The following is a 24141-nucleotide window of genomic DNA, read 5'->3' as shown; positions in this document are numbered from 1 at the left end:
TCGTGGGCCGGTCCTACTGGCTCCTGCTGACCGGGTTCCTGGCCTCGTCGCTGGGCACGTGGATCTACCGCCTGGCGCTGCCGCTCCTGGTCTACGACCTCACGGGGTCGCCCCTCGGGACCGGCCTGGTCTACGTCATGGAGTACGTGCCGTACCTGCTGCTGGGGATGGTCGGCGGGGTGCTGGCGGACCGGTACGACCGGCGGCGGCTGCTGGTGCTGGGCGACACGGCGTCCGCGGTCGTCACGCTGGTGCTCGCCGCGATGGTGGCCCTGGGCGTGGGGCGGCTGTGGCCGATCTACCTGGTGGCGCTGCTGCTGGCGTCGGTCGATCCGCTCTACCAGCCGGCGTTCCGGGCGCTGGTGCCGTCCCTGGTGCCGGCGGAGCGGCTGCCGCAGGCCAACGCGCGGGTCCACATCGGCGAGCACGCGGTGAGCATGGCGGGGCCGATGGCGGGCGGGGCACTGGTGGTGGCGTTCGGCTACCAGGTCGCGGTGTACGTGGACGCCGGGTCGTTCCTGCTGTCGGCGCTGATGATCGCCCTCATCGGCGGGCGCCTCACCGTGAAGGGGGGCGCGCGGAAGGGGGCGACGGCGGACGCGGGGGAGAGGCGGAAGCGATGGTCGATGGCGGCCGACCTGCGGGAGGGGCTGCGGTTCCTCCTGCGCGGCGACCGGGCCGTGCTCACGACCGCGATCATGTCGTCCGCCTGCAACTTCGGCGTGTGGCTGCTGCTGGCCGACCTCGTCTACTACCTCAGCTCCTACCACGGGTTCACGCCGGGCCAGATCGGCGTCGTCTACGCCTTCCAGGGGGCGGGCGCGGTGGCCGGGGCGCTGCTGGGCGGGTGGCTGATCCGGGTGTGGCCACCGGGACGGATCATGACCTGGTCGCTGGTGGCCGGCGGGGCGTCGATGCTGCTCATGACCGTCGCCCGGGGCCCGGTCCCGATCGGGCTGGCGTGGACGGGGCAGTTCTCGGCGGCGGGGACGATGATCGTGGCCACGGCGACCGTACGGCAGCGGCTCATCCCCGACCACCTGCTCGGCCGGGTCCTGGGCACGGCCCGGATGATCGCCTTCGCGTCCATCCCGCTGGCGGCGCTGGCGTCGGGGTTGTTCGAGGCGGCGGCGCGCGACGCCTACGCGATCATGATGTTCGCCGGCCTGAGCTGGGCGGTCATCGCCGTCGCGGTGGCCCGCTCGCCCCTGCGGCGGCTGACCGTCGAGGACGTCAGGGGCGGGACAGCGGCCGGATCGGCACCACCATCGGAGTCCCCGCCACGGGATCGGCGATGACCTTGGCGTCCAGCTCGAACACCTCGCGCATCAGCTCCTCGGTCAGCACCTCGTGCGGGCTGCCCGCGGCCACCACGCGGCCGCCGCGCATGGCCACCAGCCGGTCGGCGTACCGGGCCGCGAGGTTGAGGTCGTGCAGGACCATCACGATGGTCCTGCCCGCCTCCTGATGCAGGTTCCGGACGAGCTCCAGCACCTCCACCTGGTGGGCCAGGTCCAGGAACGTGGTGGGCTCGTCGAGCAGCAGCAGGTCGGTGCCCTGGGCGAGCGCCATCGAGATCCAGGCCCGCTGCCGCTGGCCGCCCGACAGCTCGTCCAGGGGGCGCTCGGCCAGGTCGGCCAGGCCCGTCATCTCCAGGGCGAGGGCCACCGCGCCCTCGTCGTCGGACGACCACTGCCGGTACCACGTCTGGTGCGGATGCCTGCCCCGCGCGACCAGGTCGGCCACGGTCAGCCCCTCGGGCGCGGTGGGCGCCTGCGGCAGCACGCCGAGCACCTTGGCCACCTCGCGCGTCGGCATGCCGTCGATGCGCTTGCCGTCGAGCAGCACCTCGCCGCCGCGCGGCTTGAGCAGCCGGCCGAGGGCGCGCAGCAGCGTCGACTTGCCGCACCCGTTGGGCCCGATGATCGTGGTCACCGTGCCCGCCTCGATGCCGAGGTCGAGCCCGTCGACGACGATCCGGTCGCCGTAGCCCAGCGTGACACCGGCGGCCTGGAGCCTCATGAGCGTGCCCTCCAGATGAGGTGGATCAGGTACGGCGCGCCGAGCACCGCGGTGACGATGCCCACGGGCAGCTCGATCGGGGAGAACGCGGTGCGCGCGATCAGGTCGGCCCCGGTCGCGAGGACGGCGCCGGTGACGGCCGACGACAGCAGCGGCGGCTGGGCGCAGCGCACCACGCGCAGCGCGATCTGCGGCGCGGCGAGGGCCACGAACGCGATCGGCCCGGCCGAGGCCGTCGCCACGGCCGCCAGCAGCACGGCGGCGAGCAGCATGAGCGCCCGCGCCAGGTTGACCCGGACGCCGAGGGCGGTGACGGTGTCGTCGCCGTAGCGCAGCGCGTCGAGCGAGCGGGTGCCGAGCAGGGTCAGCGGGACGAGCACGGCCAGGGCCAGCCCGACCGGTACGACGTGCTCCCAGCCACGGCCGTTGAGCGAGCCGCTGATCCACACCATGGCGCGGCCGGTGTCGTTGACGTCGCCGACGGTCAGCAGCCAGAACTTCACGTTGGTGAACACGGCCGCCACGCCGATGCCGACGAGCACCAGCCGGTAGCCGTCGAGGCCGCGCCGCCAGGCCAGCGCGTACACGATCGCGGCCCCGGCCAGGCCGCCGAGCAGCGCGAGCGCGGGGATGCCGAGGGCGGAGAACAGGCCGCTGACGCCGCCGTACGCGCTGCCGCTCATGACGACGCCGGCCACCACGGTCACCGACGCGCCGGTGGTGACGCCGAGGATCTCCGGGCTGGCCAGCGGGTTGCGGGCGATGGACTGGATGATCGCGCCCGACAGGGCGAGCGCGGCGCCGACGAGCGCGCCGGTCAGCGCGCGCGGCAGCCGCAGCTCCATCACCACGAAGTGCTCGGGCACGGACGGGTCGAACGTGGCGCGCACGACGTCGGCCAGCCCGAGGGGCAGGTCGCCGAGGCGCATGTTCAGGGCCATCAGCAGGGCCAGTGCCAGCAGGCCGCCCACGGTGACGGCGACGCCGCGCGGCCGCACCCGCCAGGACAGGCCCGCCACGCGCAGCGGGACAGAGGCACGAGTCGTCGTCACAGCCGCACCGGCTTCCTGCGGCGGACGAGCGCCACGAAGAACGGGGCGCCGATCAGCGCCAGCACCACGCCGACCTCCAGCTCGCCGGGAGGGGCGACGACGCGGCCGATCACGTCCGCGACCAGCAGCAGCGCCGCGCCGATCAGCCCGGAGTACGGCAGCAGCCAGCGGTGGTCGGTGCCGGACAGCGGGCGGGCCAGGTGCGGCACCACGAGCCCGACGAACGCGAGCGACCCGCAGGAGGCCACCGCCGCCCCGGTGAGCAGGGTGACGGCGGTGACGCCCACACCGCGGGTGAGGGCGATGTTCTGGCCGAGGCTGCGGGCCACGTCCTCGCCGAGGGACAGCGCGTTCAGGCCGGGCGCGTTGACCAGCGCCAGCACCAGCCCGACCACGATGAACGGCAGCACCTGCCAGACCACGTCCGGGCCCCGGCCGGCGACGGAGCCGGCCTGCCAGAACCGGAAGACGTCCATGGCCTGCTCGTCCAGCAGCACGAGCGCGGAGGTCAGGGCGTACAGGAAGGCGCTGACGGCGGTGCCGGCCAGCGCGAGCGTGACCGGCGTGGGCCCGCCCCGCCCGCCGACCATGCCGAGCGCGAACACGGCCACGCTGGCGACCAGCGCGCCCGCCAGGCCGAACCAGATGTAGGCGAGCAGGCTCTGGGTGCCGAGCAGGATGATCGAGGCGACCATCGCGAACGCGGCGCCCTGGGTGACGCCGAGCAGGCCCGGGTCGGCCAGCGGGTTGCGGGTGTGGCCCTGCATGAGCGCCCCGGCCACGCCGAGCGCGAGCCCGGCCAGCACGCCGAGGGCGGTCCTGGGCACGCGCAGCGAGCGGATGACGATGTCGTTCTCGGTGCCGGTGGGCGCGGTGAGCGCCGTCCACGCGTCGGCGAGGGGCACGGCCTTGGCGCCGATCGTGACGCTCAGCACCACCGCGACGCACACGGCCGCGAGCAGGGCGGCGAGCACGAGGCCGCGGCGCCGGCGGATGCCGTGGAGGCGCGGCGCGACGGCGGTTGCGCTCACGTGGTCCCCTTCCGGCAGTTGCCCGTCCCGCTGAAGTATGCCAGCTTAGGCAGGGCTAACCTAAATAAGGGTTGCCTAACTTTTTACCCGGGAAGGGGTTTCGATGAGACGGTTGCGCGCGGTGGTGGCCGCGATGCTGGTGGCGGGGCTCGCCGCCGCCTGTGGTGCGGGCGGCACGGGGTCCACGGCCGCCGGCTCCTCGGAGACGAGCCAGGCGGGCAAGCCGTTCCGCACCGTCAAGCACGCGATGGGCGAGACGAAGATCCCGGCGCAGCCCAAGCGGGTCGTCGCCCTCGACCAGAGCTTCGTCGACGCGGTCCTGACGCTGGAGACCCCGGTCGTCGGCTACACCACCTACCGCTCCATCGAGACCAAGCTGCCCGACTACCTCGGCACGGTCGCCGGCCAGTACGGCAAGGAGGCCGTCCCGGTCGGCACGCTGGAGCAGCCCAGCCTGGAGAAGATCCTGGCGCTCAAGCCGGACCTGATCGTCTCGGCCAAGGTGCGCCACGGGGACCTCTACGACAAGCTCTCCAAGATCGCGCCGACCGTCTTCAGCGAGACCACCGGGGCCATCTGGAAGGACAACGTCCGCCTCATGGGCCAGGCGCTCGGCAAGGAGGAGCTCGCCGAGACCAGGGTCAAGGAGTACGAGGCCCGCGCCGCGAAGATCGGGGAGGAGATCAAGACCAAGGAGGGCGGGAAGCTGCCCACCGTCTCGATCGTCCGCTTCGCCGGCGAGCCGACGGCCCGCCTGTACGTCGAGAAGTCCTACTCCGGCATCGTCCTGAAGGACGTCGGCTTCCCGCGCCCGCAGGGCCAGCCCACGGTCACCGACTCGATCGTGGTCGACGTCAGCCAGGAGCGCATCGCCGACCTCGACGCCGAGCACATCTTCGTGGCCACCTACGGCGACCCCGAGGCGACGAAGTACAAGGACAAGTTCGTCGCCAACCCGCTGTGGGGCAAGCTCAAGGGCGACAAGCACGAGGTCAGCGACCAGACGTGGATGACCGCGGTCGGCATCCAGGGCGCCCACGCGATGCTGGACGACCTGGCCGGGTTCTTCTCCGTCGACCCGGCCAGGGCGGCCTGAGGGGTCCGATCCCCGGGTCAGCTCGCCAGGAAGCCGCGCAGGTCGTCCAGGTGCGGGTGGATGTCCAGCCCCTGGGCGGCCAGCCAGGCCGGCTCGCAGTACGTGCCCCGGTACCGCTCGCCGCCGTCGCAGATGAGGGTCACGATGCTGCCCCGCTCGCCGGCGGCGCGCATCTCCCGGATCAGCTCGACGCAGGCGGCCACGTTGGTGCCGGTCGAGCCGCCGACGTCGCGGCCGGTCACCTCGCGCACCCAGTGCATGGCCGCGATCGAGCGGGCGTCCGGCACGGCCAGCATGCGGTCGATCACCGACGGCTGGAACGACGGCTCCACCCGGGGCCGGCCGATGCCCTCGATCCGCGAGCCGCGCGCGGTGACCGAGGCGTCGCCCGACACCCAGGACGGGTAGAAGGCCGAGCCCTCCGGGTCGGCCACGGCCAGGCGGGTGGAGTGGCGCCGGTAGCGGATGTAGCGGCCGATCGTGGACGACGTGCCGCCGGTGCCGGCGCCGACGACGACCCAGGCGGGCACGGGGTGCGGCTCCATCGCCATCTGGGCGAAGATGGACTCGGCGATGTTGTTGTTGCCGCGCCAGTCCGTGGCCCGCTCGGCGTAGGTGAACTGGTCCATGAAGTGGCCGCCGGTCTCGGCGGCCAGGCGGCGCGACTCGTCGTAGATCGTCGTGGGGTCGTCGACGAGGTGGCACTTGCCGCCGTGGAACTCGATGAGGTGACACTTCTCCGGCGAGGTCGAGGCCGGCATCACCGCGATGAACGGCAGGCCGAGCAGCCGGGCGAAGTACGCCTCGCTCACCGCCGTCGATCCGCTGGACGCCTCGACGATCGTCGTGTCGGGGCCGATCCAGCCGTTGGCCAGGCCGTACAGGAAGAGCGAGCGGGCCAGGCGGTGCTTGAGTGAACCGGTGGGGTGCACCGACTCGTCTTTCAAGTAGAGGTTTACCCCCCACTGCGGGGGCAGCGGAAAGACATGAAGGTGCGTGTCACAACTCCGGTTGGCGTCGGCCTCCACTGTGCGGATGGCCTCCGCCACCCAGTGGCGCGTCCTCGTGTCGTGACGATCCACAAAATCCATGTGCATACGCTATCTCATGTGACTCCGGCCACTTTTTCCGCAGAATTGGGTGGATAGTGTTATGGTACTGAGACAAGTCCAGCCGTGGACGTGATAACGCACGCCGCGAGCAGATGGACTTTCACCTCTCTGACCAGGCGTAACCGTTAACGCGGCCCTTACGTGGGTGTTGACACCATGGATTTGCTGCGGGCCGACCTGTGCCGAGATGGGATAGCGCTAGGGGGAAACTTGATCACTATGACCGAAGAGCAGCGTCAGGACTGGTTCGAGCGCGATGTCGTGCCCGTGACGTCGCAGCTGTTCGCCTCCGCCATGCGCCTGACCCGTAACACCGCCGACGCCGAGGACCTCGTGCAGGAGACGGTGGCCAAGGCGTACACGTCCTACCACCAGTTCCGCGAGGGCACCAACCTCAAGGCGTGGCTGCACCGCATCCTCACCAACAACTTCATCAACGACTACCGCAAGCGGCAGCGCTCGCCCAAGCTCTCGGCGGCCGAGGAGATCGAGGACTGGCAGCTGCACGCCGCCGAGTCGCACTCCTCGACCGGGCTGAAGTCCGCCGAGACCGAGGCGCTGGAGCGGCTGCCCGACAACGTGGTGATGAACGCGCTGCGTTCCCTGCCCGAGGACTTCCGCGTGGCCGTGTACCTGGCCGACGTCGAGGGGTTCGCGTACAAGGAGATCGCCGAGCGGATGGGCACCCCCATCGGCACCGTGATGTCCCGCCTCCACCGGGGCCGCCGCCAGCTCCGGACCATGCTGGAGCCGTACGCCGTGGAAGAGGGCGCCTTCCGTCCTCCGGCCCAGCGCACGGCGGCCTGATCCCTCACCCCGTCCCCTGCCGCCCGCCCAGGCGCATGTGGAGCCGCACGCGCAGCGTCCCGTCATCCGTGCGCAGCTCCACCAGGTCGCAGAGCTGGCGGCTGATCCAGAGCCCGTATCCTCGCGAGGATTCGGGCTCCGGCGGTATGTAGCCCGGAAGCGGGTCCTCCAGCGCTCCGCCCGGGTCGGCGAGCTCGCAGATCAGCTCCCGCCCGTTCACCCACATCGTGATCGTGCCGTGCCCGGCGCCGTGCTCGACGCTGTTGGCCGCGATCTCCGACACGCTCAGCACCAGCGACGCGGCCAGGTCGCGGTCCATCCCGGCCGCCCGCGCGTAGTCGCCGACCGTGTGCCGCAGCCGCCGCAGCTCCGGCGCGGTGAACCGCACCGACTCCACCTGCCCGCTCGGGCCGGGCAGCGGCTGGTCGTCGCCGGTCAGCACCAGCTCGTGCGGCTCGACGAAGCCCGGGCTGGGCGTCTCGCCGTACGGGCCGAGCAGGTACGGGTGGGTGAGCGGGACGTGCGCCCGGGCCTCCTCCGGCACGCCGTGCGGGCCGTAGAGGCAGAGCAGCTCGGCCGCCGCGCCGCCGAGCGCCGCGTTGATCACCGACTCGTAGCGGATCCACTCGCGCATCTCGCGCTCGGCGCGCCCGGCCCAGGGCGGCTCGCCGATCACCAGGGTGCGCCGGCCCAGGGTGTACTCGTGATGGGCCGCGAGCGCGCGGTGCGGGTGGGCGTACCAGGAGCCGTGGGCGCGGCTGTCGAGGCGGCCCGCGTCGTCGCCGAGTGCCTCCTGTAACAGGGCGAGCCGGGCGGGGGTGACGACCGCCAGCACCCGCCTGCCCTCACGCAGCGCGCCGCGCACGCGCGGCAGGAGCAGCCGCAGGAAGTCCTCGTCCGAGTCGTACGGCACCGCGACATGCCTGAGCGACTCACCGTCGGGTCGTGCCCGGTCAGGGCGCACGGCCGAAACGTAGCAAGCGCTTGCCACCTGTGCAACGGCCCAGGCCACGCGGGGGTCGGAAGTGTCATGCCGCCGGTGTCCCGGCCCCCGTCACCCGGCGGAGGAGGCGAAGGCGATGAGGGAGACCGCCGCGAGGGCGCAGGTCACGCCGGTCACCTGGATGGGGCGCAGCCGCTCCCCGAGCACCTGCCGGGCCAGCAGCAGCGTGCTGGCCGGGTAGAGCGCGACCAGCACCGCCACCAGGCTGACCAGCCCCTGCCGCTGGGCGAGCAGGTAGAGCACGTTGGCCAGCATGTCGAGCACGCCCGCGGCGGCGATCACGCGCCACGCGCCGCTCCCCGGCCGCAGCGCGCGCCGCGTGGCCAGGGCGAGCAGGGCCACGGCCGCCACCGACGACAGGCGGGCGCCCATGAGCGGCCACAGCCCCGAGTCGTCCGGCGCCAGGTCGAGCAGCACGAAGAACCCGCCGAACCCCGTGCCGGCGGCCAGCGCCGTCAGCACCGAGCCCCGGGAACCGCCGCGCCGCGCCGGCGACCGGTCCTGGCTGACGAGCAGGACCGAGCCGAGCGCCAGCACGACGCCGGCCATGGCCAGCGCCTGTGGGCGCTCGCCCTTGGCCAGCCCCCACAGCACCGGCAGCGCCGCCGAGGTGACCGCGGCGACCGGCGCGACCACCGACATCACGCCGGTGGCCAGCGCCCGGTAGAACAGCACGAGCCCGCCCGCGCCCGCCAGGCCCGCCGCGAGGCCCCACAGCAGCGCCGGGCCGCTCGCCAGGCCGGGCAGCAGCGGCAGCATCCCGGCGATCAGCGCCAGGCCGGCGAGCTGCGAGAGCACCACGACCGCCAGGACCGGCGATCGCCGGGTGGCCAGCCCGCCGAAGAAGTCGGCCGTGCCGTACACCACGGCGCACGCGGTCGCCAGGATCACCGCAGTCATGTGTTCTCACCGTCCAGTCCATTGTGTTGCACTCCCAGTACAACACATAAGGTGCACCAGACTGCAAATCGATATCACTACACTGCACTCATGGAAGATCCGGAGACGATCACGCAGGCCATCGCCAACAACGTGCGCGCCCAGCGCTCGCACCGGGGCCTGACCCTCGACGCGCTGGCCGCCCGTTCCGGCGTCAGCAGGGGCATGCTCGTGCAGGTCGAGCAGGGGCGGACCAACCCCAGCGTCTCGACGCTCACCCGGATCGCCTCCGCCCTCGGCGTCACCGTGGCGCGCCTCGTCGAGGTCTCCGACGTGCCGACGGTGCGGATCGTCGAGGAGGCCGACGTGGTGACGTTCGACCAGGGTGACGTGCGGGCCCGGCTGCTGGTCGGCGCGGACGAGCCGATGATCCTGGAGCTGTGGGACTGGCGGCTGGCCCCCGGCCGTCACCACGACGGCGACGCCCATCCGCCCGGCACCCGCGAGATGGTCACCGTGCTGGAGGGCGAGATGACCCTCACCGTGTACGGCCGGAGCCACCTGGTCCGGGCCGGCGCGGCCGTCCTGTTCACCGCCGACCGCCCGCACCGGTACGCGAACCTGGGCCACGCGGAGCTCCGGCTGATCATGGTGGTGGCCGAGCCGCGCGAGGCTCCCGACCACTGATCGGCCCCGGCCGTCCCGATGACGCCGAACGGCCTCCTCGTCACGCTGCGGAGCTGCATGATGACGACATGTCATTGTCGGCTGTGAGCCGTGGGTGGGTACATCCCTGTGTGTGCGTCCGATCGCCGGCAGGGGGTGACGCGTGACCGAGGCCCGCGCGGCGACGGAGCGGCTCCGGGCCGAGCTGCGCGTGCTCGGCGTCACGACCGCGTACGAGATGGGCGACGACGTCACGCTGCCCGTCTGGATCGGCCTGGTCGTCCGCTACCGGGACGGGTTTTACCGATGGCAGGAAGGACCGGTCAAACGTCGGCATTTGGGTACGGATGCGGTCGGATGTGCCATAAGGGTGGCGCGTCGCTTCACAGAACTCCAGGCTGATGTCCCACTGTGGTGGGATGACCTGGTCAAACAGTCGCGTGGGAACCTGGCGCAGGACTACCCGTGACCTGACCGTGGCCGTGCTGCTCACGGCGACGACGGCGACGCTGGCGGCGGGGTGCGGCACCACGTCCACGACGCCCGCCGCCGCCCCGCGCCCGCCCGTCGTCGCCGACCCCGGCGTGCTCGCCCGCCGCCTGGCCGCCGTCCAGCCCGACTGGCCCGCCCGCCGCGTGGTCGACTGCAAGCGGCGCAAGTGCGTCGCGCTCACCTTCGACGACGGGCCAGGCGAGTACACCGGTAGGCTGCTCGACATGCTGCGCGAGCGGCACGTGCGGGCCACGTTCTTCGTGCTCGGCGAGATGGTGGCCGCCGACCACGCCGGGTTCACCCGCCGCATGGTGGAGGACGGGCACGAGCTCGGCAACCACACGTGGAGCCACCCGCCGCTGACCGCCATGTCCGACGAGCGGCTCAGGAGCGAGCTGGCCGACACCGAGGCCATCGTGCAACGCACCACCGGAGTGCGCATGCGGCTCATGCGGCCGCCGTACGGGGCGACGGACGCCCGCGTCGCCGACCAGGCCCGCCTGGAGGGGCTGGCGCAGATCCTGTGGAGCGTCGACACCCTCGACTGGCGCGACCGCGACCCCGCGATCGTGGCGCGGCGCGCCGGCGCCGCCGCCCCCGGCTCGATCGTGCTCATGCACGACATCCACCCGACCAGCGTCGAGGCGGTGCCCCGGGTGCTCGACACGCTGGCGAGGAAGGGCTACCGCTTCGTCACGGTGTCGGAGCTGTACGGCAGGGCGCCGCTGCCGGGCCGGACGTACACCGGCGCCGAGAACCCGAAGGAGCGGTGAGGGGTTGTCGGTGGGGCATGGCAGGCTGGCCCCATGGGTTTCACCGGCTTCCCCGACGAGGCGTTCGTCTTCTACGAGGGCCTTGAGGCGGACAACACGAAGACGTACTTCACCCGGCACCGCCATCTCTACGAGGAGGCGGTGCGGGCGCCCATGCTCGCGCTCACCGACGAGCTGGCCGCCGAGTTCGGGCAGGCCCATCTGTTCCGGCCGCACCGCGACGTCCGTTTCGCCAAGGACAAGTCGCCGTACAAGACCCACCAGGGCGCCTTCGTCGACCGCATGCCGGGCATCGGGCTGTACGTCCAGATCGGCGCCGACGGGCTGTTCACGGCGGGCGGCTGCTACACGCAGGCGCCCGACCAGATCGCCCGCTACCGCGCGGCGGTCGCCGAGGACCTGTCGGGCGAGCCGCTGGAGGCCGTGGTCGCCTCGCTGCGCGCGGCCGGCTACGAGCAGGGCGGCGACCGGCTGAAGACCCGGCCCCGCGACTATCCGCCCGACCATCCGCGCATCGACCTGCTCCGCCACCGCTCGCTGCACGCCGGCCGCCGCTTCCCGCCGGAGCCGTGGATCCACACGAAGGAGGTCGTGGAGCGGGTGCGCGAGGGCTGGCGGGCGTACGCGCCGCTGGTCGACTGGCTGGCCACGCACGTACGGGGGAGCGAGCTGCCGCGCCGCCGCTGACCGGGCCCGCCACCGTCGCGGGGGCGGGATGATGAGGGATGTCAGAATCCGTCACGACTTGTCGGACTTCTCGGAGAGGTGGCGGCGTCCGGTGGCATGGGGACGGGGCGGCGTGACGGTGACGAGCGGCGGCGTCAGGCGGCGGGGGAGCGGGGCGGCGTGACGGCGACGGGTGGCGGCGTCCGGGCGGGGGAGCGGCGGGATCAGCGGGATCGGCGGATCCTGGCGGCGATCACCGTTGTGGCGGCCCTGCTGTACGGCGCGGTCTCGTTCGTGCGGTTCGCGGGGTTCCGGGCCGGGGCGTACGACCTGGTGATCTTCGACCAGGCGGTCCGGTCCTACTCGCGGCTCGGCCTGCCGGTGGCCGTGATCAAGGGGGTCCACAACGACTTCGGGCCCGGGTTCACCGTGCTCGGCGACCACTGGTCGCCCGTCCTGGCCGTGCTCGCGCCCCTCTACTGGATCCATGACGGCCCCGCCACGCTGCTCGTCGCGCAGGCCGTGCTGCTGGCGGCGGCGGCCGTGCCGCTGTGGGTGTTCACCCGGCGCGCCCTCGGCGTCCGCGCCGCGCACCTCGTGGCTGTCGCGTACGCGCTGTCGTGGCCGGTCGTGGAGACGGCGGCGTTCGACTTCCACGAGGCCGCGTTCGCGCCCCTGCTCACCGGCCTGCTGCTCGAACGGTGGCAGGCCGGGCGGCGCGCCCACGTCGTGCTCGCCGCCCTGGCGCTGCTGTGCGTCAAGGAGGACATGGGGCTGCTCGTCGCCGGGTTCGGGGTGGTGCTGCTCGGCCGGCGCGGGTGGCGGGCGCTGGGCGCGGCCCTGGTGGCCGGCGGGCTCGCGGCCACGTGGCTGGCCTCGCAGGTGCTGATCCCGCTGTTCGGGGGACGGGCCGACTACTACTGGGCGTACGGCGCGCTGGGGGCGGACGCGGGGGCCGCCGCCCGCACCGCGGTCACCGACCCGCTGGCCGTGGTGGCGCAGCTCGGCAGCCCGCCCGTGAAGCTGCTCACGCTGGGCCTGCTGCTCGGCGTGACGCTGCTGGCGGCGCTGGGGTCGCCGATCCTGCTCATGGCGGCGCCCCTGCTGGCCGAGCGGATGCTGGCCAGTTCCTTCCCCAACTGGTGGGTGCCGGAGTACCACTACAACGCGTTCGTCGTGGTCGTCGTCCTCGCGGCCGGGGTGGACGGGATCCGTCGCCTGCGCGACCGCCTGGAGGCGCGACGGGCGCCCTGGGGCGCGCGGGTGGCGCGGGTGTGGGCGGTCGGCGTGATGGCGTTCGCGGTCGCGACCGTGCCGTTCTTCGCGCTGGCCGACCTGGCCGACCCCGCCTCTTACCGGCGTGACGCGCGGGAGAGCGCCGCCGCAGCCGCCGTGGCCGCCGTGCCGGACGGGGCGCTGGTCGAGGCCGCCAACAACCTCGCCCCCGCGCTGTCCGGCCGCGCCACCGTGCTGCTGTGGGACCGCACCCCGCGCCGGGCGCCGTGGGTGGTCGCCGTGGTGGACCGCCGCACGTTCCCGTTCCCGGACGTGGAGGAGCAGCGGGCCCGCGTGCGGACGCTGCTCCAGCAGGGCTACCGGGTGCGGTTCTCCCAGGCCGGCTACGTGGTGCTCTCCTCGGGGACGGGTCAGCCCGCGGCGGGTTAGGTGCCGCCGTCATCGGGGACAGGCCGGGCCAGGTGGTGCCGTTCTCGGGGGCAGGTCGGGCCAGGTGGTGCCGTTCTCGGGGCCAGGTCGGCCCGGGCGCTACTTGGACGTCGAGGTGGTGGTGACCTGCTCGTCGCCCTGGAGGATGCGGTCCACCGTCTGCCCGGCCGCCGAGGTGGCGGCCGCGGTGACCGCCGCGATGATCACCGCGAGCAGCGGCGTGGCCAGGCTGCGGACGCTGCGGATGTTGCGCACCCGCGCCCACGGCTCCCCGGCCAGGTGCATGAGCCGCCACTCCCAGTACAGCCCGAGCCCGATGCAGACCAGCGCCACCTCGCCGCCCACGATCGCCACCACCTGCACCTTGTCCAGCCCGCCGATGTCCGGCTCGACCAGCGCCGACAGGTAGCCGGACAGCTCGGTGGCCAGGGCGGCGGCCATGAGGTAGAGGGCCTTGGTCATGGGCTGGGTGCCGCGGATGCGGGGGTAGAAGTACCCGAACAGGAACCCGAAGGCGGGCAGCGCCAGCAGGTAGCGCGTGTCGAACACGAAGCTGCTCAGGTCCACCCCGTTGGGCCGGCCGTACAGGAACGCGAACGGCAGGCTCAGCAGGAGGCTGACCACGAAGCCGTACATGCCGTTCACCCACGGCGGGCATCCCGCGGCGGTGGCGAAGGCGGTCTCCGGGTCGCGTCCGTGCAGGCGCAGCGCCTCCTCCAGGGACTGCCGCCGCTCGTCGAAGTCGTCCATCGTCATCTCGCCCGCGCCGATCTTGCCCCGGCCGATGCGGTACAGCTCCTGCTCGGAGATCAGCAGCAGCCGCTTGTGCAGCGCGGCCCTGATCAGCTCGCGGTGCTCGTCGGCGGAGGTGGGCTCGACCACCGACGGGTGCGGGGTGACGAGCAGCCAGCGCGCCGCGAGCCAGGCGACGATCGAGGTGATCGACAGCAGCGGCAGCGGCACGTCGCTGTCGGCGATCGTGATGCTGCCGCGCGGCGTCAGGTACAGCACCATCAGCCCGGAGATCATCGTGCCCTCGGCCGCCGGCAGGCTGATCGCCTGGATCGCGCCGCCGAAGCGGCGCAGCCGCAGCACCAGCAGCCCGAACCCGAGCAGCAGCAGGCCGAGCACGCCCCGCATCAGCGGGCTCAGCGGCAGGTCGCCCAGCTTGGGCTCCACGCCCGGCGTGGCGAGGGGCAGGCTCCACGACCCGGCGTCCAGCCACTCGGTCGGCCAGCCCTGCACCAGGAAGCTCGCGACCACGGCCACCACGACCGCCCGTCTCGACCACTGCCGCGTGGCCACGGCGACCGCGGCGATGGGGATGAGCGCCCAGCCCAGCGACAGCACGAGCCGTACGCTGTCGGGCGGGTAGACGCCTTCGGCCAGCGCCCGGGCCCACAGCGCGAGCGCCAGCAGGGCGAGCGCCGACCCGGCGGCGAACGCGGCCAGCCGTACCGCCACCATGCGGATGCCGAGGTCGGCGCTGAAGCCCACGGCGGAGCCGGCGGCAGCCAGCGCCGCGATGGCGGCGCCCGTCAGCAGCGTGCGGCCCGGCAGCTGCTCGTGCAGCCACGACCATGACAGCATGCCCACGCTCAGCAGCACGCCGAGGCCCGTCACGCCCAGCACCTCGCGCACCGTCCACGGCGGGCTCGTCGGCAGGACCCGCCCGGCGTGCCAGACGGCCAGCGCCGGCACCGCCCCGAACAGGATCACGTACGCGAACGGCGTGAACTCCTTGACCACGAGCGGGATCAGCAGGGTCGGCGCGGCCAGCGCCAGGCCGATGGCGAACTCGCGGTTGACCGTCTGCCGCCACCAGGCCAGGCCCATGGCCCGCAGGACGTACCAGGCGAGCACCACCGCGGTGCCGATGCCGAGCGCGGTCGCCCACGAGAAGTCGTCCTCCTCCTCGCGGTCGGGGAACCCGTAGGAGTCCTGGGCCAGGGTCACGCTCACCGGGTAGTACCCGACGGCGAACTCCAGCCGCTCCGGATCCTCCCGCGACGGCCGCACGCCCTGCACGCGCAGCGGCGTCCACTCGCCGGGGAACACGGTGACCGCGCGCCGCAGCACGATCAGCGGCCGGCCCGTGGGCGTGCGGAAGGCCAGCTCCATCAGCTCGCCGGGCTGGAGCTGGCGCAGCATCGTCACCCGGAACTCGACCGTGGTGTGCCCGGCGGAGGTGGTCAGGACGGGCGCGAGCCGCTTCGTCGGGGCCAGGACGGCGCCGAGCACCTTGATCGCGCCGAACCCGTCGTCGGTGAAGCGCTGGATGCCGCCGGGGAACTCGCTGCCCTGCCGCAGCGTCGCGGCCAGCTCGTCGGCGGCGCGCATCCGCAGCCGGTGCGTGATCGTCACCTTGACCTGGCTCTGCCGCTCGTCGATGCGCCCGGCGGGCACGCCGGTCAGGTCGGCGCGGCCCGCCCGGCCCAGCACGACCTCGGTGGTGGCCTCACGCTCGGCCGCGAACTCGCCCGCGGTGCGCCCGGCCGTCAGCTCCCACGTGTCGGGGACCTCGGGGCCCGCCGGACGCGTGGGCGCGACGACCGGCCGGGCCGCCACGACGCACCAGAGGATCGCCGCCAGCGAGACCATGGCCAGCCCGAACGCGACGACGATCCGGAGCTTCCCCACAGTCTGGATGATCCACGGGCAGGGCCGGATGTTCTCCGCAGTGGGGTAACGGTGTGGTCACACCTGTCCGAACAGCCGGAGAACCCGGCTGTCAGGACGCGGGTGCGGGCCCTGCCGACCGGCCGGACGCGTCCACGTCCGGCCAGGTCACGGCGTCAGTTGCGGTCCGCCGACGCCGGGCGGCGCCTCTGGTGGGGCGTCAGGCGCGCTTGGCGCGGGCGGCGGCGCGGCCGCGGGTGGCGGCGTCGAGGACGACCTTGCGGATGCGCACCGCGTCGGGCGTGATCTCCACGCACTCGTCCTCGCGGATGAACTCCAGGGCCTGCTCCAGCGACAGCACGCGCGGCGGGATCACCTTCTCGGTCTCCTCGCTGGTGGAGGAGCGCATGTTGGTGAGCTTCTTCTCCTTGGTGATGTTGACGTCCATGTCGTCGGACCGGGAGTTCTCGCCGACGATCATGCCCTCGTACACCTCGGTGGTGGGCGAGACGAACAGCGTGCCGCGCTCCTGGAGGTTGAGCATGGCGAACGCGGTGACCGGGCCGGAGCGGTCGGCCACCAGCGAGCCGTTGTTACGGGTGCGCAGCTCGCCGAACCACGGCTCGTAGGAGTCGAACACGTGGTGGACCAGGCCGGTGCCGCGCGTCTCGGTGAGGAACTCGGTGCGGAAGCCGATCAGGCCGCGCGCCGGGACCACGAACTCCATGCGGATCCAGCCGGTGCCGTGGTTGGTCATGTGCTCCATGCGGCCCTTGCGGACGGCCAGGAGCTGGGTGACCGCGCCGAGGTACTCCTCCGGGCAGTCGACGGTCAGCCGCTCGACCGGCTCGTGGACCTTGCCGTCGATGTCCTTGGTGACCACCTGCGGCTTGCCCACGGTCAGCTCGTAGCCCTCGCGGCGCATCTGCTCGACCAGGATGGCCAGCGCCAGCTCGCCGCGGCCCTGCACCTCCCAGGCGTCGGGGCGGTCGGTCGGCAGCACGCGCAGCGACACGTTGCCGACGAGCTCCTTCTCCAGGCGGTCCTTGACCATGCGCGCGGTGACCTTGGCGCCCTTGACCTTGCCGACCAGCGGCGAGGTGTTGGTGCCGATGGTCATCGAGATGGCCGGCTCGTCGACCGTGATCAGCGGCAGCGGGCGCGGGTCGTCGGGGTCGGCCAGCGTCTCGCCGATCATGATCTCGGGGATGCCCGCGATGGCGATGATGTCGCCGGGGCCCGCCTCCTCGGCCGGCTTGCGCTCCAGCGCCTCCGTCATCAGCAGCTCGGTGATCTTGACGCGCTGGATGGAGCCGTCGGTGCGGCACCAGGCCACCTGCTGGCCCTTGCGCATCACGCCCTGGTGGATGCGGCACAGCGCGATCCGGCCGAGGTAGGAGGAGGCGTCGAGGTTGGTGACGTGGGCCTGCAGCGGGGCGCTCGGGTCGTAGGTCGGGGCCGGGATCGTCGACTTGATGATGTCGAACAGCGGCTCCAGGTCGCCGGAGTCGGGCATGCCGCCGTCCTCGGGACGGTTGAGCGAGGCCCGGCCGGCCTTGGCCGAGGCGTAGACGATCGGGAAGTCGATCTGCTCCTCGGTCGCGTCGAGGTCCATGAAGAGCTCGTAGACCTCGTCGACGACCTCCTTGATGCGCGCGTCGGGCCGGTCGACCTTGTTGATGCACAGGATGACCGGCATCTTGGCCGACAGCGCCTTGCGCAGCACGAAGCGCGTCTGCGGCAGCGGACCCTCCGAGGCGTCCACGAGCAGCACGACCCCGTCGACCATCGACAGACCGCGCTCGACCTCGCCGCCGAAGTCGGCGTGGCCCGGGGTGTCGATGATGTTGATGGTCATGCCGCCGTGCTGGACCGCGGTGTTCTTGGCGAGAATGGTGATGCCCTTCTCGCGCTCGAGGTCGTTGGAGTCCATGACGCGGTCGTCGACGTCCTGGTTGGCGCGGAAGGCCCCGGACTGCCAGAGCATGGCGTCGACCAGCGTGGTCTTGCCATGGTCGACGTGCGCGATGATCGCGATGTTCCGCAGGTCGTCGCGGCTGTTCAAGGGCATGATGACGTCTCGCTCTGTGTCGGTGGGGGCCGCCGCGCGATGTCGCGGCTCAGTCAAGTCTAGTTGATCCCTGGTCATGGCACGTGCGGACGCCCTGCCGAGGACGTAAGACGCCATCATGGACGAACCTGGGCAGGCCCGGCGCGTGACGGGCGCCGTCGGCCAGAGGTACATAGCGGGATGCACAATTGTGCGCATGCCTCAGCCGTCTGGGGTCCCTACATTGTCGCCATGACCTGGACGGAACTGGTTATGGGGGCCGCGGCCGAGCACGACGGCGACCCGACGATGACCGACGTCCGCACGGGCGAGGTGCTGGCCCGCAGCGTGTTCGCGCGCCGCGTCGCGCGCGTGGCGGGCGGACTGCGCGCCCGCGGACTCCGCTACGGCGAGCTGGTGCTGATCGACCTGCCGGTCGGCATCGAGCTGGCCGTCGCGGTCCACTCCGTCGTCTGGGCGGGCGGCGTGGCGGCGCTCCACCTGCGCGGACCCGCCCGGATGATGATCGCCCAGCGCCTGCACGGCCCGGTCAGGGGCGACGTGGAGCACGTCTTCACCATGGAGCCGTCACCGGGCGCGCAGCCGTTCACCGACCTGGAGGGCGAGCGCACGGTCGACTTCGGGCCGCTGTGCGGCCCCGCGCTGGTCCTGTACAGCGGGCGGACGCTGCGGCTGGAGGAGCTGACCGGCCACCTGCGCGAGATCGACGAGGAGTTGCTGCTGGAGGAGTGGGACACCGTGCTCGCCGCGGTGAGCGACGAGCCCGACCCGTTCAAGGGGCTGTGGGTGGTGGACATCGCGATGACCGCGGGCTCCAGCGTGGTGATCGCGCAGGATCCGTCGGTCCTCGGCTGCCGCATCCTGATCGCCGAGCACGCCGTCTCGGTCACGATCGCCTCTCCCGACCTGGCCCGCAAGCTCTCCGCAGATCCGGACCTACACGTTCTGGACGAAAGAGCGATCGTGAGGTCCCTCGGCCTCTGAGAAGTGCGACACTGTGGGAAAGTGTGATCGTTCCGTGACGCAGGGTGACCACATGCCGCAGCCCCCCATGCACAACCTTCCCGCCGAGCCCAACCGATTCGTCGGTCGCGAACGCGACCTCGACGACCTGTGCGCGCTGCTCGGCGCCGTACGCGCTCACGGTGGCCCGGGCGGCGTACGCGCTCATGGGGGCCCGGGCGGCGTACGCGCTCATGGGGGCCCCTCGGCGGCGGGGCCCGTGGGCACGGGGGCCGGCGGGGCGCTTCCGGTGCCGCGTCAGGCCGGCGGCGACCGTCACGGGCGGCGCGATGTGCCGGAACAGGGGGACGCGGTCGACCGGCTCGCGTTCGACCGGGGCGTGCCGGAAGAAGACGGGGTGGACCACCGGCGCGGGGAAGGGGCCGGCTGGGCGCGACTGGTGACGCTGTGCGGGGTGGGCGGCATCGGCAAGACCCGGCTGGCGCTGCGGGTGGCCGCCCGGCTCGTGGCGAGCCGCCCCGGAGGGGTCTGGCTGGTCGAGCTGGCCCGGGTCACCCGGCCCGAGCTGGTCGAGGGCGAGATCGCCAGGGTGCTGGGCGTGCGCGAGGAGCCCGGCCGTCCGCTGCTCGACACCGTGACCGCCCGGCTGGGCGACACGCGCTGCCTGCTGGTGCTCGACAACTGTGAGCACCTGATCGACGCGTGCGCCCGCGTCAGTGCCGAGCTGGTGGCCTCGTGCCGGCACGTGGGGATCCTGGCGACCAGCCGCGAGCCGCTCCGCATCACGGGGGAGATCGTCTGGCGGGTGCCACCCCTCGACCTGCCTCCGGCCGACGCCCTCCTCTCCCGCGTCCCGGCCTCGCCCCCGCCGGCCGTCGCCCACGCGGCCTCTCTCTCACCGGCGCTGGCCGCCGCGGCCTCCGCCTCATCCGTCCTCGGCAGGCTCATCGCGGGTCCCGCGGGGCCGGGGGCGGACATCACGTCGAACGACGCCCTGGCACCAGGCGCCACGCCGAACGACGCTCTGTCTCGAAGCGCCACGTCCGCGGACGCCCGGTCACACGGCGCCACGTTCGCGGACGCTCTGCTGGAGGGCGCTCTGGCGGAAGGGGCTCCGTCCGAGCAGGACGCGTTCTCCGGGTGGGACGCCGTCCCCGCCGGGGTCGTCCTGTCCGGGGTCGGCTCCAGCGATGAGGCGTCCCCGGCGGGGATCCTTCGTCCTGAGGGAGACGGGCCGCCGGAAGGGATGCCCTCGTTCGGGCTCGACGAGCCTTGGGCCGGGCAGGACGAGATCGGCCCGCTCCGGGCCGGGGCGTGCGCGAGTGGCCTGGAGGATGCCCCGCGGGCGGTGAGAAGCGCCTGCGACGCCGAGGCCGTGCGGTTGTTCCGGGAGCGGGCCGCGGCCGCCGGGGCCCGGCTCGGCCTGGAGAGCCTGCCCGACGTGGTGCGGCTCTGCCGGGCCCTCGACGGCCTCCCGCTCGCGCTGGAGCTGGCCGCCGCCCGTACGAGCCTGCTCACCCCCGGGCAGATCGCCGACCGCATCGACGACCGCTTCTCCCTGCTGACCACCGGCGGACGCACCGCCCCCGAACGGCAGCGCACGCTGCTGGCCACGATCGAGTGGAGCCACGACCTGCTGTCGCCGCGCGAGCAGGTGCTGCTGCGGCGGCTGTCGGTGTTCGCCGGAGCGTTCGACCTGGAGCTGGCCGAACGGGTGTGCGCGCAGCCGCCCATCTCCGAGCCCGAGATCCTCGACCTGCTCGGCGGGCTGGTCGACAAGTCGCTGGTGCTGCGCGACGACGGCCGGGGCCGCTACCGCCTGCTGGAGACCATCAAGAGGTTCGCGGCGGGCCGGCTGCGCGAGGCGGGTGAGCGCGAGGTGGTGCGCGCACGCCACCTCGAGGTGCTGTGCGGGCTGCAGGAACGCCACTTCTTCGAGGAACTGGTCGAGCCGCGCCTGCCGTGGGCGCGGCGGCGGGCCGCCCTCGACGCCGGACGGGCCCTGGCCGACGACCAGCGGGCGGCGCTCGACTGGGCGATCGAGTCGGGCGACGCGCGGCGCGGGCTGTGGCTGTGCTTCCACAGCACGAGCCTGCTGCCCGTCAGCGGCCCCACCGAGGTCGTCGGCTGGGTGGAACGGCTGCTCGCCCTCGACCTGGGCGAGGTGCCGGACGAGCAGGTCGCGCGGGCCAAGGCATATCTCGCCTACGGTCTGGAGGCCCGCGACGAGCTGGTCCGGGCGCTGGAGCTGGTCACGGAGAGCATGGGGCGGCTCGGCGACGCGGGGCCGTTCCCGGTGGGCGTGATGCACAGCCTGTGCGTCATGGTGCTGCTGCGCCTGGGACGGCCGGACGACGCGCTGAGTTACGCCCAGGAGGGGCTGGCGCTGGCCCGTGCGGCCGCCGACCCGTGGAACGAGGCGGCCGCCCTGGCCGGTCTGTCCGCGGTCGCGCTGGTCCGCGGCCGGTTGCGCGAGGCGCAGCGCCACGGCGAGGAGGCGTTCCTGCGGGCCCGCGAGCACGGCCACCGCTGGATCATGGCCCGTACGGCGGCGCAGCTCGGCGCGGTGGCCGAGGCGCGCGGCGACCTGGTGACGGCCATGACCCACTACGAGAGGGCCGTGCCGTGGCTGCGGGAGCTGGGCTGCGGGCCGAGCAGCGGGGTCGATCTGTCCCGGTGTCTGGCCAGGATCGGCCGGGTGGCGGCCATGCTGGGCGAGTACGACGTGGCGCGGGAGCGGCTGGCGGCGAGCCTGACGCTCAGCACGCGGGCCGGCGAGCGCCGAGGGGTGGCCCGCTGCCTGGTGGGGCTCTCGGTGCTGGCCGAGGCCGAAGGCGACCTGGAGGGCGCGGTGCTGGCCGCCGCGGCGGCCGCCACGCTGCGCGCCGCGATCCGCCAGCGCTCCACCGGCACCCGGGTCGAGGAACTGCTCACCCGGGCGGGGGCCAGGTTGGGCGAGGGCCGTACCGCCGGGTTGTGGGCGGGGGGCCGGGAGGCCGATCCCCTCGACGTCGCCGCACTCGTCCTCGCGGGCCGGGGAGAAGCGCCACGGTCGGGGATGAGAAGGGTCCGGTCCGCCGGCTCGGCGGACGGGATCGAAGTGATCGACCCAGGTGTGGCAGACGTCGCGGCTGAGGGCGATCCTGTGACCGGTGAGGTGGTGGCCGACGCCGCGGGGATGCCCGGGGTTCCAGGAGGCTGGAGCGCGACGGGGTCCGAAGCGGCCGGGGTGCCGGTCGTGGCCGCACCTGGCGCGGCGAGGCTGTCGATCGCGGCGGCGCCTGGCACGGCCAGGGCGCCGGTCGCGACGGTTCCGGCGGGACCGGGCGGACCGGGTGGGATGGGCGGATCGAGTGGGCGCGGCGGGCCGGGAGGACAGAGTGGCGGACCCGGCGGGCCCGGCAGAGTGGGCGGTGGGCCGGGCGGGCGCGGTGGGCCGGGCGGACTGGGCGGTGGACCGGGTGGATCGGGTGGATCGGGTGGGGGGGACGGCGGGTCGGGCGCGTTGGGTGGGGTGGGCGGGTCAGTGGGGCCGGTGTCCGTCGCGCAGGTCCGGCGGATGCTGCTGACCGCCCGCGAGCAGGAGATCGCCGCGCTGCTCACCCGTGGCCTGTCCAACCGGGCCATCGCCGCGGAGCTGGTGATCAGTCCCGCGACCGTGGCCCGGCACATCGCCAACATCATGGACAAACTCGGCTACAGCTCGCGGGCGCAGATCGCGGTCTGGGCGACCCGGCACCTGGGCACTTCTGCATAGCGATCTGCATAATCCTCCTCATGCACGGCCGGCGGCCGGCACCTACCGTGGCGGCATGGAGGAGCGCATCGTCATGGTCGACTGGGGCACCGGCGTCGGCCTGACCGAGGAGCAGCTCGACGAGCGGTCGGCCGCGGCCTCCGTGCAGTTGCGGCGCCGGGGCGTGCGCGCGGGCGACACGGTGGTCATCTGCCTGCCGGTGGGGCCCGACCTGCTGGTGGCGACCGACGCGGTGATCGCCGCAGGGGGAGTGGCCTGGCCGGTGCCGGTCGAGCTCGACCCGTGGCAGTTGCGCCGGCGCATCCTCGCCAGCCGCGCCCGTGTCATGATCTCCGATCTGCCGCAGGCCATGGACGCCGCCGACGGCTCCCACGTGCGGATGGTGGTCAGCGTGGCCGACCTGGGGAGCGACGGCGGCGGGTCGTAGGCTCGGCCTCATGCCGCTCGCGCCCCACTTCCCCGTCATGCTCCGCACCGAGGACGGCGTCCGCATCGACGCCGCCCACACGCCTCCCGCCGCCGGAGCGGGCGACGAGGTCGGGATCGTGGTGGCGCACGGGTTCACCGGGTCGTGGCGGGATCGCACGGCGCGGCGCATCGTCCACGTGCTGAGCGGCTACGGCGGCGTGATCGCCTTCGACTTCCGCGGCCACGGGCGCTCCGGAGGCGAGACGACGGTCGGTGACCTGGAGATCCTCGACGTGGAGGCCGCGGTCCGGCACGCCCGGGTGGTCGGCTACCGGAGGATCGCGCTGGTGGGCTTCTCGATGGGCGCGTCGGTCGCGGTGCGCCACGCGGGGCTGCGCGGTGGCGTGGGAGCCGTGGTCTCGGTGAGCGGCCCGGCCCGGTGGTACTACCGGGGCACCAAGCCGATGCGCCAGGTCCACTGGGCCATCGAGCGGCCCCTGGGCCGGTGGGCGGCGCGCGTGGCCAAGCGCACGCGGATCGCCCGGGGCCAGTGGGACCCGATCCCGATGCCGCCGTACGAGGCCGCCGCGCTCATCGCGCCGACGCCGCTGCTGGTCGTCCACGGCGACGCTGACGCGTTCTTCCCGCTGGAGCACGCCCATCAGCTCCACGACGGCGCGCGCGAGCCCAAGGAGCTCTGGATCGAGCCCGGGTACGGTCACGCGGAGTCCGCGGCGACCCCCGAACTCATCCATCGAATCGGAAAGTGGATCACAACGAACCTTTCGTGAGTAATACGCGTCTACCTAGAGCGGATGGAAGAAATCCGCCGGGAGAAAGTCCTTGGGGAAGGAAACCGCCTTAGGCGGGGTCCGTAGGACATACTTCTTGTATCCGGGCGGTTGCTCACAGTGATCCACATCCAGTGGCTCGCAAGCGTGGACATTTCTGTGGTTGGTCCAGCCGCAGAGCCACGGTGCGCACCTCTGGTGGCCTCCGTTCAGGAGGCCTCCACAGGTTGCTGTATGCACCTATGGTGGCTCGCGTTCAGCGAGCCTC

20 protein-coding genes are annotated in these 24141 nt (G+C 73.0%); 12 read left to right on the top strand and 8 right to left on the bottom strand.

The window, feature by feature from the left end; translation table 11 throughout:
• The first annotated feature begins 2 nt into the window (after positions 1-2).
• A complete protein-coding gene (locus HTZ77_RS26060) occupies positions 3-1298 on the top strand; it encodes an MFS transporter (RefSeq protein WP_175592319.1) in 1296 nt (431 codons plus the stop codon).
• On the opposite strand, the gene HTZ77_RS26055 is transcribed toward HTZ77_RS26060, so the two are convergent.
• Genes HTZ77_RS26055 through HTZ77_RS26045 form a run of 3 tightly spaced genes read right to left on the bottom strand, consistent with a single transcriptional unit; the run spans position 1234 to position 4105 of the window.
• On the bottom strand, positions 1234-2022 hold the full coding sequence (locus HTZ77_RS26055) for an ABC transporter ATP-binding protein (RefSeq protein ID WP_175592318.1): 789 nt from the start codon (positions 2020-2022) through the stop codon (positions 1234-1236). The two genes, HTZ77_RS26060 and HTZ77_RS26055, sit on opposite strands and share 65 nt — an antisense overlap.
• A complete protein-coding gene (locus tag HTZ77_RS26050; RefSeq protein WP_328808772.1) occupies positions 2019-3074 on the bottom strand; it encodes a FecCD family ABC transporter permease in 1056 nt (351 codons plus the stop codon). Before HTZ77_RS26050 ends, HTZ77_RS26055 begins: the two co-directional genes overlap by 4 nt.
• On the bottom strand, positions 3071-4105 hold the full coding sequence (locus HTZ77_RS26045; protein WP_328808771.1) for a FecCD family ABC transporter permease: 1035 nt from the start codon (positions 4103-4105) through the stop codon (positions 3071-3073). The genes HTZ77_RS26050 and HTZ77_RS26045 overlap by 4 nt, the downstream gene beginning before the upstream one ends.
• A 103-nt stretch (positions 4106-4208) precedes the next feature.
• Here HTZ77_RS26045 and HTZ77_RS26040 point away from each other — a divergent pair, with 103 nt between their 5' ends.
• Positions 4209-5201: an ABC transporter substrate-binding protein gene (locus HTZ77_RS26040; protein ID WP_175592317.1), complete on the top strand. Its 993-nt coding sequence runs from the start codon at positions 4209-4211 to the stop codon at positions 5199-5201.
• Positions 5202-5218: 17 nt separating this feature from the next.
• Here HTZ77_RS26040 and HTZ77_RS26035 read toward each other — a convergent pair whose 3' ends face one another.
• The gene (locus HTZ77_RS26035; protein ID WP_175592316.1) at positions 5219-6292 is read right to left on the bottom strand and encodes a PLP-dependent cysteine synthase family protein; all 1074 of its coding nucleotides are present in this window, start codon (positions 6290-6292) and stop codon (positions 5219-5221) included.
• A gap of 240 nt (positions 6293-6532) precedes the next feature.
• Here HTZ77_RS26035 and HTZ77_RS26030 point away from each other — a divergent pair, with 240 nt between their 5' ends.
• On the top strand, positions 6533-7120 hold the full coding sequence (locus tag HTZ77_RS26030; protein ID WP_175592315.1) for a sigma-70 family RNA polymerase sigma factor: 588 nt from the start codon (positions 6533-6535) through the stop codon (positions 7118-7120).
• A 4-nt stretch (positions 7121-7124) separates the two neighbouring features.
• Here the strand turns inward: HTZ77_RS26030 and HTZ77_RS26025 are convergent, their stop codons facing one another.
• Together HTZ77_RS26025 and HTZ77_RS26020 are read right to left on the bottom strand one after the other, a co-directional pair.
• A complete protein-coding gene (locus tag HTZ77_RS26025) occupies positions 7125-8084 on the bottom strand; it encodes an anti-sigma factor RsbA family regulatory protein (RefSeq protein ID WP_175592314.1) in 960 nt (319 codons plus the stop codon).
• A gap of 90 nt (positions 8085-8174) precedes the next feature.
• Positions 8175-9023, bottom strand: a complete 849-nt coding sequence (locus tag HTZ77_RS26020; RefSeq protein WP_175592313.1) for a DMT family transporter — start codon at positions 9021-9023, stop codon at positions 8175-8177.
• Positions 9024-9113: 90 nt separating this feature from the next.
• On the opposite strand from HTZ77_RS26020, the gene HTZ77_RS26015 reads away from it, so the two are divergent.
• The 5 genes from HTZ77_RS26015 (at position 9114) to HTZ77_RS25995 (ending at position 13264) form a co-directional block, all read left to right on the top strand.
• On the top strand, positions 9114-9689 hold the full coding sequence (locus tag HTZ77_RS26015; RefSeq protein ID WP_175592312.1) for a helix-turn-helix domain-containing protein: 576 nt from the start codon (positions 9114-9116) through the stop codon (positions 9687-9689).
• Between the two features lie 142 nt (positions 9690-9831).
• Entirely contained in the window at positions 9832-10137 is a 306-nt protein-coding gene (locus tag HTZ77_RS26010; RefSeq protein WP_175592311.1) for a hypothetical protein, read from the top strand.
• Positions 10109-10933: a polysaccharide deacetylase family protein gene (locus tag HTZ77_RS26005; protein ID WP_328808770.1), complete on the top strand. Its 825-nt coding sequence runs from the start codon at positions 10109-10111 to the stop codon at positions 10931-10933. The genes HTZ77_RS26010 and HTZ77_RS26005 overlap by 29 nt, the downstream gene beginning before the upstream one ends.
• A gap of 33 nt (positions 10934-10966) precedes the next feature.
• Positions 10967-11620 (top strand): DUF2461 domain-containing protein, encoded by a 654-nt coding sequence (locus HTZ77_RS26000; protein WP_175592309.1) that lies wholly within the window; start codon positions 10967-10969, stop codon positions 11618-11620.
• A gap of 159 nt (positions 11621-11779) precedes the next feature.
• Positions 11780-13264 carry a DUF2079 domain-containing protein gene (locus HTZ77_RS25995; RefSeq protein WP_175592308.1) on the top strand — a complete coding sequence of 495 codons (1485 nt, stop codon included), beginning with the start codon at positions 11780-11782 and terminating at the stop codon, positions 13262-13264.
• A gap of 99 nt (positions 13265-13363) precedes the next feature.
• On the opposite strand, the gene HTZ77_RS25990 is transcribed toward HTZ77_RS25995, so the two are convergent.
• Positions 13364-15904: a hypothetical protein gene (locus HTZ77_RS25990; protein ID WP_175592307.1), complete on the bottom strand. Its 2541-nt coding sequence runs from the start codon at positions 15902-15904 to the stop codon at positions 13364-13366.
• Between the two features lie 199 nt (positions 15905-16103).
• A complete protein-coding gene (gene typA, locus HTZ77_RS25985; protein WP_175592306.1) occupies positions 16104-17954 on the bottom strand; it encodes a translational GTPase TypA in 1851 nt (616 codons plus the stop codon).
• A gap of 231 nt (positions 17955-18185) precedes the next feature.
• Between typA and HTZ77_RS25980 the strand changes: the two genes are divergently transcribed.
• The 4 genes from HTZ77_RS25980 to HTZ77_RS25965 are packed head-to-tail and all read left to right on the top strand — an operon-like array spanning position 18186 to position 23873.
• Positions 18186-18938 carry a hypothetical protein gene (locus HTZ77_RS25980; RefSeq protein WP_175592305.1) on the top strand — a complete coding sequence of 251 codons (753 nt, stop codon included), beginning with the start codon at positions 18186-18188 and terminating at the stop codon, positions 18936-18938.
• Positions 18939-18990: 52 nt separating this feature from the next.
• Positions 18991-22674 carry a LuxR C-terminal-related transcriptional regulator gene (locus HTZ77_RS47645; RefSeq protein ID WP_175592304.1) on the top strand — a complete coding sequence of 1228 codons (3684 nt, stop codon included), beginning with the start codon at positions 18991-18993 and terminating at the stop codon, positions 22672-22674.
• 55 nt (positions 22675-22729) lie between these two features.
• The gene (locus HTZ77_RS25970; protein WP_175592303.1) at positions 22730-23101 is read left to right on the top strand and encodes an AMP-binding protein; all 372 of its coding nucleotides are present in this window, start codon (positions 22730-22732) and stop codon (positions 23099-23101) included.
• A gap of 10 nt (positions 23102-23111) precedes the next feature.
• The gene (locus HTZ77_RS25965) at positions 23112-23873 is read left to right on the top strand and encodes an alpha/beta hydrolase (protein WP_235995170.1); all 762 of its coding nucleotides are present in this window, start codon (positions 23112-23114) and stop codon (positions 23871-23873) included.
• Positions 23874-24141 lie beyond the last annotated feature (268 nt).

It is taken from the genome of Nonomuraea montanisoli (assembly GCF_013363975.1).
In the GTDB taxonomy this organism is placed as follows: Bacteria; Actinomycetota; Actinomycetes; order Streptosporangiales; family Streptosporangiaceae; genus Nonomuraea; species Nonomuraea montanisoli.
This window is presented reverse-complemented; position numbering and strand designations above follow the sequence as displayed.

What these genes read in the sequence shown, in the direction of transcription:
- HTZ77_RS26055 (WP_175592318.1), bottom strand. Translation starts at nt 2,022, where the DNA reads ATGAGGCTCCAGGCCGCCGGTGTCACGCTGGGCTACGGCGACCGGATC.
- HTZ77_RS26040 (WP_175592317.1), top strand. Translation starts at nt 4,209, where the DNA reads ATGAGACGGTTGCGCGCGGTGGTGGCCGCGATGCTGGTGGCGGGGCTC.
- HTZ77_RS26035 (WP_175592316.1), bottom strand. Translation starts at nt 6,292, where the DNA reads ATGGATTTTGTGGATCGTCACGACACGAGGACGCGCCACTGGGTGGCG.
- HTZ77_RS26030 (WP_175592315.1), top strand. Translation starts at nt 6,533, where the DNA reads ATGACCGAAGAGCAGCGTCAGGACTGGTTCGAGCGCGATGTCGTGCCC.
- HTZ77_RS26020 (WP_175592313.1), bottom strand. Translation starts at nt 9,023, where the DNA reads ATGACTGCGGTGATCCTGGCGACCGCGTGCGCCGTGGTGTACGGCACG.
- HTZ77_RS26015 (WP_175592312.1), top strand. Translation starts at nt 9,114, where the DNA reads ATGGAAGATCCGGAGACGATCACGCAGGCCATCGCCAACAACGTGCGC.
- HTZ77_RS26000 (WP_175592309.1), top strand. Translation starts at nt 10,967, where the DNA reads ATGGGTTTCACCGGCTTCCCCGACGAGGCGTTCGTCTTCTACGAGGGC.
- typA (WP_175592306.1), bottom strand. Translation starts at nt 17,954, where the DNA reads ATGCCCTTGAACAGCCGCGACGACCTGCGGAACATCGCGATCATCGCG.
- HTZ77_RS25980 (WP_175592305.1), top strand. Translation starts at nt 18,186, where the DNA reads ATGACCTGGACGGAACTGGTTATGGGGGCCGCGGCCGAGCACGACGGC.
- HTZ77_RS47645 (WP_175592304.1), top strand. Translation starts at nt 18,991, where the DNA reads ATGCCGCAGCCCCCCATGCACAACCTTCCCGCCGAGCCCAACCGATTC.
- HTZ77_RS25970 (WP_175592303.1), top strand. Translation starts at nt 22,730, where the DNA reads ATGGAGGAGCGCATCGTCATGGTCGACTGGGGCACCGGCGTCGGCCTG.
- HTZ77_RS25965 (WP_235995170.1), top strand. Translation starts at nt 23,112, where the DNA reads ATGCCGCTCGCGCCCCACTTCCCCGTCATGCTCCGCACCGAGGACGGC.